Annotated in this window: 8 protein-coding genes; 6 read left to right on the plus strand and 2 right to left on the minus strand. The window is 49.4% G+C overall.

What is annotated here, in order from left to right; genetic code table 11:
• Nucleotides 1-568 precede the first annotated feature (568 nt).
• On the minus strand, nucleotides 569-1,138 hold the full coding sequence (locus G358_RS0127320; protein WP_019640452.1) for a thymidine kinase: 570 nt from the start codon (nucleotides 1,136-1,138) through the stop codon (nucleotides 569-571).
• Between the two features lie 46 nt (nucleotides 1,139-1,184).
• Nucleotides 1,185-2,174: a ketoacyl-ACP synthase III gene (locus G358_RS0127325; RefSeq protein ID WP_026342503.1), complete on the minus strand. Its 990-nt coding sequence runs from the start codon at nucleotides 2,172-2,174 to the stop codon at nucleotides 1,185-1,187.
• A gap of 502 nt (nucleotides 2,175-2,676) precedes the next feature.
• Here G358_RS0127325 and G358_RS0127330 point away from each other — a divergent pair.
• From G358_RS0127330 to G358_RS0127360, 6 genes are all read left to right on the plus strand, one after another.
• Entirely contained in the window at nucleotides 2,677-3,624 is a 948-nt protein-coding gene (locus G358_RS0127330; protein WP_019640454.1) for an ABC transporter permease, read from the plus strand.
• A 15-nt stretch (nucleotides 3,625-3,639) separates the two neighbouring features.
• Nucleotides 3,640-4,512, plus strand: a complete 873-nt coding sequence (locus G358_RS0127335; RefSeq protein WP_019640455.1) for a carbohydrate ABC transporter permease — start codon at nucleotides 3,640-3,642, stop codon at nucleotides 4,510-4,512.
• 177 nt (nucleotides 4,513-4,689) lie between these two features.
• The gene (locus G358_RS0127340; RefSeq protein WP_019640456.1) at nucleotides 4,690-6,351 is read left to right on the plus strand and encodes an ABC transporter substrate-binding protein; all 1,662 of its coding nucleotides are present in this window, start codon (nucleotides 4,690-4,692) and stop codon (nucleotides 6,349-6,351) included.
• A gap of 175 nt (nucleotides 6,352-6,526) precedes the next feature.
• Entirely contained in the window at nucleotides 6,527-8,587 is a 2,061-nt protein-coding gene (locus tag G358_RS0127345) for an alpha-glucuronidase family glycosyl hydrolase (RefSeq protein WP_019640457.1), read from the plus strand.
• 45 nt (nucleotides 8,588-8,632) lie between these two features.
• On the plus strand, nucleotides 8,633-12,076 hold the full coding sequence (locus G358_RS0127350) for a glycoside hydrolase family 2 TIM barrel-domain containing protein (protein ID WP_019640458.1): 3,444 nt from the start codon (nucleotides 8,633-8,635) through the stop codon (nucleotides 12,074-12,076).
• Nucleotides 12,077-12,328: 252 nt separating this feature from the next.
• Complete coding sequence (locus G358_RS0127360) at nucleotides 12,329-14,473, plus strand: DNA topoisomerase III (RefSeq protein WP_019640460.1); 2,145 nt, start codon at nucleotides 12,329-12,331, stop codon at nucleotides 14,471-14,473.
• The last annotated feature ends 85 nt before the right edge of the window (nucleotides 14,474-14,558 follow it).

Consider the following 14,558-nt stretch of genomic DNA (forward strand, 5'->3'; position numbering starts at 1 on the left):
CGTGATTCGTTTGCACTAGGTTTGCCAAGAACTGAACGTGCGTTTCTAGCTTGCAAAAGCTCTCCTTGACGAAGGCATAACATGTGGTACCCAACCCACGGATAGCAGCGTGCCGACCGTCGCTCGCATTTTTGCTCTCGCGCCACGTGCTCAGGCAGAAAAAATAGAGGGTTTGACAAAAACGTTCATAGCAACGAATCTCAGACACTCTATTTGCGGTTTATCCTCTGTTTGGAGCAGTAGAGACTGAAATAACGTTACCCAGCTTCGTTACATTTTGGGAAGGGTCATTTTTACACAGATAGCGATCATAAGCTTCGTTATAAAATTTCGTACACGTTCTAAGTCACATTTTCGATTTAAGCCCTGGGAAAGAAATGGTCTTGGATGGCAAACAAGAGCAAAATGAAATAAACCAGTTTAACTGGTAAGTGAAAGTGACAAATAACACTGAGCCTGAACAGATTTGTGGTCAGGTTAGCGTCTTTAGGCGCAGTTTGGCAACAGGAGGTTATACCCCAAGAGCAAACCACCCGTTGGACGGGTGGTCATTATTTTTTTAATGCTGTTATAAAGGAGGATTGCGATGACATTTCCGGCATACCGGATAGTACGATTCGTTGCCGCCGATTTGGATCTGCTCCCCGGTGTAGACGGGTTTGCCGTTTTCTACTCGCAGATTCATAATCGCCTTTCGTTCGCAAAACCAGCAGATCGTCTTCATTTCCTCTATTTTATCCGCATAAATAAGCATGAGCCTGCTTCCCTCGAACAACTGATTCTGGAAATCGTTCTTGAGGCCGAAGCCCATCACCGGGATATCCAGCTCATCCACGATACGGACAAGCTGCTCGATGTTGTCCTTGTTCAGAAACTGGCACTCGTCTACGAGCACGCAATAGGGCCGTGGTTCCTGACGGCTGACCATGCCGAAGATGTCGGTATTGTCCTTTATCGGGATCGCTGGCCTGCGCAGGCCAATGCGTGAGGAAATGCAGCCTGCCTCATCCCGGTCGTCGAGAGCCGAGGTGAAGAGCATCACTGGTTTATTCTGTTCCTCGTAGTTGTGGGCCACTTTAAGAATTTCAATCGATTTTCCGCTGTTCATCGCCCCGTATTTAAAAAATAACTGCGCCATTCCTGTACTCCTTCGTCTCCATCTGGGTTGTTAACGTCCAGTTATATTATATAGCGGGAACATCCCAGCGTACAATCAGGCCTGCGTGTGTAAGCCCCCCGCCGAAACCGTAAATCAACAGGCGATCGCCCGTTTTTAATTGATCGGCATCGATGCCGGCCTGAAGGGCGAGCGGTATTGAAGCAGAGGAGGTGTTGCCCATTAGCTGTACGCTTTGCAGTGTTTTGGCCAAGGGGATATTTGATTTTTCACAGATCGATTCAATCATGCGCAAATTCGCACTGTGGGGGACAAACCAGTCAATTTGCTCCTGGCTTACGTCAGCCAGTTGAAGCAGTTGCTCGATCCCTGCGGAGACGGTACGCACCGCCCATTTAAACACTTCGCGTCCATTTTGCACAATTTTCCCGTTTCCATCCAGCGGTATGCCGTTCATAGTTTCGGCTAATCCGGAGCGATACACATGGATGCCCCCGCTGCCCTGTGTTCCCATGACCGCCGCTTCAAAGCCCGGCTCGCCGGGATCAAATTCCACTAGAACCGCTCCAGCCCCATCCCCGAACAGAATGCATGTGTTGCGATCAGTGTAATCCGTTACTTTACTCATGCTTTCTCCTGCTACCACCAGCACTTTTCTGTTCAGTCCCGAAGTGATGAGTCCGTTGGCCAGATGAAGGGCATAAGTAAAGCCGGCGCATGTCGCATTCAGGTCCAAGGCGCCTGTGCTTGCCATTTCGTAATGCTGCTGTATTTGGCAGGCTACACTGGGAAAAGCGTAGTCCGGCGTCGTCGTCGCTACGAGAATAAGATCTACATCGTCCAATGAAACATTATAAGTATCGCGAAGCCTCTCTACCGCCCGGATACATAAATGCGAAGTAAACTCTTCCTCGGCCGCAATGTGCCGTTTCTGGATCCCCGTCCGCTGGACAATCCATTCATCATTCGTTTCTACAAGCTGTTCAAGATCTTCATTGGTCAAAATTTTCTCGGGAATATAGGTGCCGATGGCGGTAATCCGCGCTTTGGAGGCAATAGCCACTTGAATCACTCCTTCTTAGTCGAAATGGGTTTGTGAGAAACAGGCTGCTAATACATTTAATGAAAATCTGGGATGTAGTCTTAGGATTTTGCTTAATGTTACTAGTAAGTACTATTATCAAGTATTAGTACCTGGTAATAATATATAACACTCCAACCCCGTTGTATAGCTTTTTCTGCACTGAACATGAACCATTCCATTAAAATCCCAAAAAGGCACTACACTTATTCAGTTAACATGCTTAATGAATCCATCACGCTCATTTAAAAATAACGATGATGAGCTTAAAGATGAGCTTAAAAACTCCACTCTATCCAACCTGAATTGAGAATCCGTTTATCCATTTCAAATTGACGATCATTATTTCCCGTTATTGTACATCAGTTTCGTTATTGAACATTGAGGGCCGAGGGCCTCTCCAATATGCTGATGGAGTAACAGCGCAGCAAGTTCGAGTCCTGTAAGGGTAAATTTTTCGTAAGGATGTGATGACACAATGGCAGCTCGTACACAGGCAGCTCGTACACAAGTCAAGGCTGCAAATACTTCCCTTTGGAGGCACGTTAAAAAGGAATGGAAGCTGTATTCGTTCCTAGTCATACCCGTAATCTATTTCATTATTTTCAAGTATACGCCGATGATCGGGAACATTATCGCTTTCCGGAAGTATAGAGGCGGGCCGAATATCTTTGGATCGGAATGGGTCGGCTTCTCGTACTTCGAGATGTTCATGAAGGATCAGTCTTTTTGGAGGGCCTTCTTTAATGATCTGAACCTAAGCGTTAGCTATCTCATAGTCAAATTCCCCCTCACCCTGATATTCGCGCTGCTGCTGAACGAATTGCGGAGGGTCAAGTGGAAGAAGTTTGTTCAGACGGTATCGTACCTTCCCCATTTTATATCCATGGTTATCGTGGCGGGGATGGTCAAAGAGATGCTCTCCTTAACGGGACCGATCAACAATCTGTTAGCCTCATTCGGATTTGAGAAAATCCCGTTTATCTCACTGCCGGAATGGTTTCCGACGATTTATGTTGCTTCCGGCGTCTGGCAAAGTTTAGGCTGGGGAACAATTTTGTATTTGGCGGCGATGACTGGCATCAATCCGGCGCTTTATGAAGCAGCGAAGATCGATGGCGCCAACCGGTTGCGATTGGCGATGCATGTGACGATTCCCGGCATTTTGCCCACGGTTATGGTGCTCTTGATTTTGGATATCGGCAGCATATTGGGTTCGAATTTCGAGAAAATCCTGCTCTTATACAACCCTCTTACTTATGAAACGGCGGACGTCATCTCTACATACGTTTACCGAATGGGGATCACTGGCGGCAACTTTAGTTATGCGACAGCGGTAGGGTTGTTCGAAGGTGTCATTGGACTGATTCTGGTGACGACCGCGAATACCATATCAAAGAGGACGACGAAAGCCAGTTTGTGGTAGAAAGGAGCCGATTCAGTGAAGAGAGCCTCATCCTTCAGCGCTTTTAATATTGTAAATGGTTTAATCATGATTTTGGTCGTCTTATTTACCTTATACCCGTTTGTTTATCTTGTGGCGCAGTCCTTTAGTTCGGAAGCCGCGATCTACGCCGGCAAGGTGACGATCTTTCCCGTGGAATTTACAACCAAGACCTACGAAGTGATATTGAGCAAACCGGATTTCTTCCGTTTTTACTGGAATACGATTGTTTATTCCGTAACAGGAACGTTTATCGCAGTGGCGGCGACGGCCGTTATGGCCTATCCGCTTTCGAAAGATAAGCTGCGGCTCAATAAATTTTTTATCCCGTTCGTGCTGTTTACGATGTACTTTGGCGGCGGTCTAATACCGAACTACATTTTGGTAGCGAAGGCATTAGGCATGAGAGATACAATCTGGGCCATCATTATTCCAGGGGCCATTAGCGCCTTCAATGTCATCTTGATGAAAACCTTCTTCGCCAGTTTGCCGCATGAATTGGAAGAAGCAGGGCGCGTCGATGGTCTGGGTGTGTTCGGGATTTTCACAAAAATTATACTTCCTCTATCGAAGCCGATTCTGGTAACGATTATGTTGTTCGTTATTGTCGGCATGTGGAACAACTGGTTCGGACCCTCTCTTTATTTGCAATCGAAGGAGAAATGGCCTGTCGCTTTATATCTGAAGCAAATTATTGATAATGCGGTCAGTCCAACTGAGGTCGGGGCTTCGTCCGATGAGACCAGCCAAATCGCAGCAAGCATCAAATCTACGGCTATGGTACTCACCGCGCTGCCTATTATTTGTATTTACCCTTTTGTACAGAAGTACTTCGTACAAGGAATGATGATCGGTGCAGTCAAGGGGTAACCAGGGGCAATCGAAATAAGGCGATTGAAATAAGGCCATTGATAAAGAAACGATCGATAGAGGAAATCGATATTCGATATAAGGTAAGCGTTAAAATTCAATCGATATAACCGGAAGGGCTGCAGCCGTTTCCGTTATATAAATATACAGCTCGCACTTAAAAAGGGAGGCATAACGATGAGATTCAGAAAGTCAATTGTAATGGTATTGCTAACGTTGATGCTCGTGTTTATGGCGGCATGTTCGTCCGGGAACAAAGGCTCTTCACCGGCTGCATCCGATGCAGCAGGTTCTAAGGATCAGGCAGCTAACGAGGCGGATTACACATTTGGAGAGGACAAGACGTTTCATTCCAGCGAGCCGGTATCCTACTCTATGATGTACAGCGATCATGAGAATTATCCTTATAAAAAAGACTGGAGACTGTGGAGCGCCATTCAAGAAAAAACGAACGTGACCTTTGATTTGACCATTACAGCTCGAACAGAATACGAAAATCATAAGTCTCTATTGGTCAACAGTGGCGATGCGCCTTACATTATTCCTAAGACATACGACGAATCCGCATTCGTTCCCACAGGTCAAATTGTGGCGGTCAGCGATTGGGTGCAATACATGCCGAATTATATGAAAGCCGTGAAAGATTGGGGAATGGAAGAAGATCTGAAGGCCAAGTTAAAAGAAGACGGCAAGTATTATGTCCTTCCAGGCATGTGGGAGAACGCTGCAGGCGGCTACTCTTACATTATACGCAAGGATGTGTTTGAAGCGGCAGGCGTGGACGTTGAGGGCCAACAAGGGAATTGGACGTACGAGGACTTTTACGAAGCGATGAAGAAGGTCAAGGAGTATACCGGTGCGGATTACGTCTTCTCTGATCAATTCAGGGGAGAATCCGCTTTGAATATTGCTGCTGTTCAATACGGCGTTACCGGAGGATGGGGACTGTCTAACGGCCTCGATTTCGATCATGACAAGCAGCAGTTTTCATTTGCCGATACGTCGGAAGACTTCAAAAGCTATCTTCAATATTTCAATAAATTGATTAACGAAGGCATAATGGATCCTGAATCTTTTACGCAAGAAGACGAAGCAGCGAGGGCCAAGTTTTTCAAGGGCGATACGTACGTGATCAGCGGAATTTATCAGGTGCTGTCCGATTTCAAAAGCAAAATGCAAGTTCCGGATAGCGAGTTGTATATGATCACACAGCCAGGCGGACCGAAAGGAAAGCTTCAGGTCGAGACTTCACGTTTGGAGAATGGAGTCATGATCAGCAAGAACGCGCTCGATGATTTGGGCGAAGAAGGGTTTATCAAAATGCTGCGCTTCATCGACTGGTTCTGGTATTCCGAGGAAGGGCAAATGCTCAGCTTGTGGGGCGTTGAAGGCGAAACGTATACCTTGGATGCAAACGGAAATGTCGTGCTCAATCCGGAGATTTACTTCAATGGAATGAATGAAGGCGCACCGAAGCAGTTGAACGTTGATTTCGGCTTCGCTGGAGGGATGTTCGCATACGGTGGATCAGACGAGCTGAGAATGTCCAAGATGACCGATGGGGAGAAGGACTTTGTTAACCGCATCAAGTCAACGCGAGAGCCGCGCAAGCTGCCGCCGCCGATCATGGCTACACCGGAGGAAAACGAACAGATGCAATTAATGTCAACGCCGCTGATGGATTACGTTAAAACGATGACCTTAAAGTTCATTATCGGCCAGGAAAGCTTTGACAACTGGGACAAATATGTAGCTCAGGTTGAAGCGAATGGCAGCGCGCGATTTACGGACATGGCGAATGAGGTTTTCCAGAAGACGAAAAGCTTGTTAGGTTATTAATTTTTGCAAAAAAGGGCTGGGTACGTCGTCTTCCGTTGGAGGGTGTACCTGACCCTTTTTTTAAAAGATAAGAGTGATTTATTTCTAATTTTATTTCTATGTCTATGTCTTTAGCCTGGGTAAGCCGTTTGTATTTGAATGGAGGTATGGATAGGTGAAGAGGTTGAGCTCAACGATGGGGAATGAAGCGTGGCTTTACTACAACACTGTCGAGGATGAAACGCTGCGCAAGGAGTATCAGGTTCGCTGCTCGGCCATTGCAGTTACAGGGCGGACCGAGTTGTTGTCTACTGCGGAAAGAGAACTGACAGAAGCTTTACAGGCGATGACCGGGCATACACCGGAGGTAGTTCACCTGCGGGATCGTCAGATTCCAAGCGTGATCATTGGAGTTTTAGGCAGCGAGGACACCGGGGCCGACCTTGAAGTCGGAGCCGAAGCAGCAAGGATTGGCGACGAAGGGTACATAATCCGGTCGATGGCTGGTCGAGAGGGAATGGCGGACCGGATCGTAGTCATCGGGAAGTCGGACCGCGGCGCATTATATGGCACCTTTCACTTGATCCGCTTGATGCAGATGAGGGAACCGATCCACGATCTGCATATCGTCGAGACGCCTGCCAACGGGCTGAGAATGATCAATCAGTGGGACAACATGGACGGATCGATCGAACGCGGCTACGCGGGGAAATCTATTTTCTATAAAAACAACGGTTTCGTCGAAGACCTGACCCGTATTCGGGAATATGCCCGGCTGCTGTCTTCTGTCGGGATCAACGCAATCTCTATCAATAATGTAAACGTGCATGAGGAAGAGACGAAATTAATTACAGCGGTTTATGAAAACAAATTAACGAAAGTGGCAGATGTATTTAGAGCGTATGGCATTCAATTGTTCCTGAGTATTAACTTTGCAAGTCCAATTACAGTTGGCGGTTTGCCTACGGCAGATCCCTTGGATCCATCGGTCAGACACTGGTGGCATGAGCGAGCATCCAGCCTGTACCAGGCGATCCCCGATTTCGGCGGTTTTCTAGTGAAGGCAGACTCTGAGTTCCGGCCCGGTCCTTTTACGTACGGACGGGATCATGCGGACGGAGCGAACATGCTGGCCGAAGCGCTCGCACCCCATGGCGGGCTGGTCATCTGGCGCTGTTTCGTATACAACTGTCTTCAGGATTGGCGTGATCGCTCGACGGATCGGGCTAGGGCGGCCTATGACCACTTTATGCCGCTCGATGGACGCTTTGCGGATAACGTCATTTTGCAAATCAAAAACGGGCCGATGGACTTTCAAGTTCGCGAGCCGGTATCGCCGTTGTTCGGTGGACTTCGTGATACGAACCAAGTCCTTGAGCTGCAAATCACGCAGGAATATACTGGACAGCAGAGACATGTCTGCTATCTTGTACCACAGTGGAAAGAAATTCTCGATAGCGAAACGTATGCCGCCGGCGGAGGGGCTACCGTCGCGAGGATTGCGAAAGGCGCCACTTTCAACCGTCCGTATGGTGGAATGGCGGCCGTGTCGAACATTGGGGATGACGCTTGCTGGACGGGACATCCGCTGGCTCAAGCAAATCTATACGGCTATGGAAGGCTGGCGTGGAGCCCTTCGTTGTCTGCGGAACGGATCACATCGGAATGGATTCGGCTAAGTCTTGGTTCCGATCCGGCGGTCGAAGAAGTAGTCACGAGCATCTTAATGAAATCTTGGGGCATATATGAAAACTATACCGCTCCGCTTGGCGTCGGCTGGATGGTAAATCCGAATCATCATTACGGACCGAACGTAGACGGATACGAGTATTCGAAGTGGGGGACGTATCATTTTGCCGATTGCCGCGGCATCGGGGTCGACCGGACGATTGAAACAGGGACTGGCTATACTGCACAATACCATTCGCCCCGCCGCGAGATGTACAATTCATTGGAAAGCTGTCCCGACGAATTGCTGTTGTTTTTTCATCATGTTCCGTACACCCATGTGTTGCATAGCGGCAAGACGGTAATCCAACATATTTACGACAGTCATTTTGAAGGTGCAGAAGCAGCGGCCGCCTTGCTGGAGGATTGGCGATCGATCAAAGGAAAAATCAATGAGGATTATTTCGAGCTTGTGGCTTCCCGGTTATTAGAGCAGCGCGAACACGCCAAAGAATGGCGGGATATCATTAATACGTATTTTTATCGGAAGTCGGGCATCGCGGACTTGCAAAATCGCCTTATCTATTAGTTCTATCTCATAATCTCAAACCTAACGAAAGTGAGCTGTTCGACCATGAATACGAAAATACTCTTCAATGACGGCTGGGAATTTGCCAAAAGCGGTCTGGACGCTACGGATCATGCCGGACTGCGCTTCGAACCGGTGGACCTGCCGCATGATTGGTTAATTTATAATACATTGGCGCTTTACGAAAACGGTATCGGCTGGTACCGCAAGAAATTTATGTGGACAGGCCGCGATCGGGAGCTCCTGATCTGCTTCGACGGGGTGTACATGGATTCTTCCGTATACGTCAACGGTCAGCTTGCAGGCGAATGGAAGTACGGATATTCATCCTTCGAACACGATATTACGGGCGTAGCGGTTGAAGGGGAAAATGAAATCGTGGTGAAGGTCGTGCACCAGAGTCCAAACAGCCGATGGTATTCGGGGGCAGGCATCTACCGGAACGTCTGGTTGAAGGAAAGGGACAGAAATCATATTCTCACCGATGGTATTTATGTCACCGCAAAACAGCGGGAGGATGGCTGGCTGGTTGAGATCGACACGGACGTAAAAATCGAGGAAAACGTACTTATTTCGCATCATATCAACTATCAGGGCAGGACGGTTGCTGCCTCCTCGGAGCGGGTAACATCAAGCAGCAGCCCAGTCGCGAAAAACAGTCAAACATTATCCGTAAAAAGTCCCTTGCTATGGAGCACCGATGAGCCGAATCTGTACCGGATCGTTACACAAATGCATCGGGAAGGAGCGGGATCGGCAGAGGGGCAGGCGGGCGAAGAACTGGAGTCCATCACGTCGCCGCTGGGTTTCCGGAGCATTGTGCTCGACCCGGAGCAGGGGCTGCAGGTGAACGGGAAAAAGCTGAAGTTGAATGGCGTTTGCGAGCATCATGACCTGGGCGCTTTAGGAGCGGCGTTTAACATTCATGCGCTGCGCAGAAGATTTGAGATTTTGAAGGAAATGGGCGTCAACGCCATCCGCACGGCGCATAATATGCCAGCACCAGAGCTGATGGATCTGGCAGACGAAATGGGATTGTTCGTCGTCTCCGAGGCTTTTGACATGTGGGAGCGGCCGAAGACAACTTATGATTATGCAAGATTTTTCAAAGATTGGGCGTATCGTGACGTGAAAAGCTGGGTGCTGCGAGACCGGAATCACCCGAGCCTGCTCATGTGGAGCATCGGAAACGAAATTTACGACACGCATGCGGATGAACGGGGACAGGAAGTTACTAGAATGCTCATGGAATACGTATTGGAATTCGATCCGAAGCAGAATGCTAGGGTTACGATCGGGTCGAACTATATGCCGTGGGAAAATGCGCAGAAATGCGCCGATATCGTGAAGGTTGCCGGCTACAATTATGCAGAGAAATATTACCATAAGCATCATGAAGAGCACCCGGATTGGATCATCTACGGCAGCGAGACCGCTTCGGTCGTCCAGAGCCGAGGGGTCTATCATTTTCCGTTCGAGAAGTCGATTCTCGCCGACGATGACGAGCAGTGCTCCGCCCTGGGGAACAGCTCGACAAGCTGGGGAGCCAAATCGGCGGAAGCCTGTATATTGGCGGAGAGGGATACACCTTTTTCTCTTGGCCAATTTCTGTGGACCGGATTTGACTATATCGGGGAGCCGACGCCATATCATACGAAAAATTCCTATTTCGGACAGATCGATACGGCTAATTTCAAGAAGGATTCCTTCTACATTTACCAAGCGGCCTGGACCGATTATAGAACGAAACCGATGGTGCATGTTTTCCCTTACTGGGATTTCAATGATGGGCAAATCATCGATGTTCGCGTATGCTCCAACGCCCCCAAAATCGAGCTGCAGTTCAACGGAGCTACGATTGGAACCCATGAAATCGATCACGAGCATGGAACGCAGCTTGTAGGATGGTGGAAAGTTCCTTATGCGAAAGGGGAAATCAAGGCGATTGCTTACGACGAAACAGGCAAAGTCATTGCGACCGACATTCGAAAATCCTTCGGGGATGCGGAACGGATTTGTCTCCATGCAAATAAAGAGGTGCTTGTGGCGGACGGTACGGATTTGATTTTTGTAGAAATCGGCATGCTGGACAGTGAGGGCCATCCGGTAGACAACGCGAACAATCGCGTGCACGTCGAGGTGACAGGGACAGGCCGATTGATTGGGCTTGATAACGGCGACAGCACGGATTTTGATCCGTACAAGGGTAAAAGCAGAAGGTTGTTCAGCGGAAAGCTGATGGCGATCATCGGCGCGACGCTGGAGCCAGGCAAAATCCGCATCGAAGTGTCTTCTGAGGGGATGCGGACAGAAGTCGCGGAATTTGAGTCGCGTCCCGTGAAAGAGGGAAGACCGGAAGGGATTTCAGCGAACACAAGAAATCAAGAGCTGCAGTGCGTGACAGGGGACTGTGATGAAATACCGCTTCGTAAGATCGAGATTATCAGCGAGTCGGGACAACACTTAGATGAATCCACCAAGGAGATCACGGTTCGGGCTAAATTATGGCCGGAAAACTGTACGTACCGAGACGTCGAGTGGCGTGCCGTAACGGACGAAGGAATCGACTCGAATATTGCCAAGGTTGAAGCGAACGGACTTGAGGCGAAGATTTTCGCAATTGGGGATGGTGCATTCCGCCTGCGCTGTATGACGAAGAACGGCACGGACAAAACAAAGCTGATCTCTCAGCTGGAGTTTAAAGCAACAGGCCTGGGAACGGCCTACAAGGATCCGTACGGATTCATCTCGGCAGGATTGTATGATTATAGCAAAGGAGAAGTCGGGAACGGCAACGAAAGAGGCGTAGCGACAAGCAGAGACGGTGAAACGCACGTAGGCTTCCGCGATATCGACTTCGGTCCCTATGGCTCTGACACGATTACCCTTCCGATCTTCGCCTTATCCAGCGAAGAATATACGATACAAATTTGGGAGGGGATGCCTGGTGAAAAGGACAGTTCCTTAATTGCTGATGTTATTTATCAGAAGCCTTCCAAGTGGAACGTATATCAAGAGGAAACGTACCGCCTGACCAAAAGACTTCGCGGAATTACTTCGATCAGCTTCGTGCTTCGTCAGAAGGTGCACATTAAAGGGTTTTCTTTTGAACGCCAGAACCGGGCTTTCGAACAAAATACGGCAGCTTCCTGTGACCGGATTTATGGGGACACGTTTACTCTCGTTGAGGATCGGGTGGAAGGCATCGGAAATAACGTCTCGCTTGAGTTTGAGCATATGGATTTTACCGGCGAAGGCGTTTCGAAACTGGTCATCAACGGGAGATCGCCGATCGATAACAACACGATCCATATCCGATTTGCCGGCGAGAACGGGGAAAGCAATCAACTCGTGGAATTTAAAAAATCCGCTGGATACGAAGAACGGGTATTTAAGCTGGAACAGGTAACAGGGGTGCAAAAAGTGACATTTATCTTTTTGCCGGGAAGCAACTTCGACTTCGGCTGGTTCCGTTTTGTGCGGGAGTAGCAGGGGAGAGTGTTTTGAAGGTTTAAGAAAGACATGAGCCAGCGAAGATAGGCATGAGCAATGAAGCAAACATGAACAATGAAGAAAACATGAACAATTTGCAGACGTGGGAAATAAATAAAGCCATGACACCAGCTCAAGCAGACCTGCTTGAGCTGATTAATTTTAAATGTACTATTATAGATTGAAGATTTCGTTACCCACTCCTGCGGATGTTATAATGAATTTTGAAAGGAGTGCATCTGTGAACTCATGAAAACACTAGTATTAGCGGAAAAGCCATCTGTAGCAAGGGAAATTGCACGAGTGATGGGCTGCCGCGATAAGCATAAGAGTTATATGGAAGGACCGAAGTATGTCGTGACTTGGGCGCTAGGGCATCTGGTTGGACTTGCCGAGCCGGAGGACTATGATGCAAAGTTTCGTTCATGGGCGCTGGAGGATCTGCCGATTTTGCCTGGAAAAATGAAGCTGAAAGTGCTGCGCGAGAGCAGCCACCAGTTCAAGGCTGTGCAGCAATTGATGAGAAGGCAGGACATTGAGTCGCTAATCATTGCAACGGATGCTGCCCGCGAAGGTGAACTGCTTGCCCGCTGGATTATGGATATGGCTAAATGGAACAAGCCTTTCCAGCGGCTGTGGATTTCGTCGCAGACGGATAAGGCGATTAAGGAAGGATTTGCAGCGCTGAAGCCGGGGCATCAGTATGACAGGTTGTATCAGTCGGCAAGATGCCGGGCGGAAGCGGACTGGATGATCGGACTGAACGTAACTCGGGCACTTACTACCAAATTCGGATCACCGCTATCTGCGGGACGGGTACAGACGCCGACGCTGGGCATGATCATGCAGCGAGAGAACGAAATACTCTCGTTCCGCTCGGAAGAATACAGTACACTGCGCGTCGATTTGGGCTCGTTCGAAGCGATGTGGCGGGGAGCGAATAACGATGCGCGGATTTTTGACCCGGAGAAGGTGAAGCAGCTTCAAGGGAAGCTCGATGGCCGCAGCGGCAAAATCGTAAAGCTGAAGAAAAGCGAGAAGAACGTTCCGCATCCTCTGGCTTATGATTTAACGGAGCTGCAGCGGGATGCGAACCGCCTGCTTGGATTTTCCGCCAAACAGACGTCGAATGTACTGCAGCGGCTGTACGAGCAGCATAAGCTCGTTACTTATCCGCGGACAGATTCGCGTTATTTGACTTCTGATATGAAGGATACGCTAAAGGAGAGACTGACAAGCGTAGCCATCGGCCCTTATGCCCCGCTGGCAAGGCCGCTGCTGCGCAAGCCGCTTCCAGTCAGCAAGCGGATCATCGACGACAGCAAGGTCACTGACCATCATGCGATTATTCCGACAGAGCAGACGGTACTGTTGAATACGCTCAGCACGGAGGAACGCAAATTGTATGACCTGATCGTCCGGCGGTTCATCAGCCTGTTCTATCCGGCCGCTCGTTTTGACAACGTCGCCGTCACTTTGGAGGTGGCCGGGGAGATTCTTCAGGCCAAAGGGACAACGATGAAAGATAGCGGCTGGAGAGAGGTCTATGACGGGCAGGCTGTAGATGAAGATGAAGAGGCGGAGGAAGGGACTGGGGATTTCTCCGAAACGGGCAGCGCTGCTTTACCTGAGCTGCATGAAGGTGACGCTGTAGTTGTGAAGCGCTGCCGTATTCAAAGCGGGCGGACGATGCCGCCAAAACGCTACAGTGAAGCGGCGCTGCTGTCGCAGATGGAGAAGCACGGGCTGGGGACGCCTGCTACTCGCGCCGACATTATTGAGAAGCTGGTCAGCTCCGATACGATCGAACGGCAAGGGAACTTGCTGCATCCGACTGGCAAAGGCAAGCAGTTGATCGAGCTGGCTCCGAGCGATCTGCGCTCGCCGGGCCTGACGGCGAAATGGGAAGCCGAACTGGAGCGCATCGCTCGCGGGCAGGGCAAGCCAGGGCCGTTCCTGGAGGGAATACGGAATATGGCGCAGGGGCTCGTCAGCGGCGTGAAGAACAGCGAAGCGACCTACAAGCCGCATAACGTCTCCAACAGCCATTGCCCGGATTGCGGGACTCGTCTTTTGGAAAAGAAGACGGGGCGCGGGCTGATGCTTGTCTGCCCAAGCGAGGACTGCGGCTATCGCCGTTCTGGCGAGAAGCGTCTGTCCAACCGCCGTTGTCCACAGTGTCATAAGAAGATGGAACTGAAGGAAGGCAAAGCGGGCCGCTATGTTCAATGTCTGCCTTGCGGCATTACGGAAACGCTAAGCAATAACGATCCCAAACGCATGAACAAGCGGGAGGAGCAAAGGCTTGTAAGTCAATATACGAAGAAGCAGGAATCCATCGGCTCCAACCTGGGAGAACTGCTGAAGGCGGCCATGGAGAACAAGAACAAGTAAAAAGGACAAGAATCAGTAGAATAAGTGAAATCAGAACGAGTGAAAATCGGAACAAGTGAAAGCAGCTGCAGCTTTCGCATAAAAC

The organism is Paenibacillus fonticola DSM 21315 (assembly GCF_000381905.1).
In the GTDB taxonomy this organism is placed as follows: domain Bacteria; phylum Bacillota; class Bacilli; order Paenibacillales; family Paenibacillaceae; genus Fontibacillus; species Fontibacillus fonticola.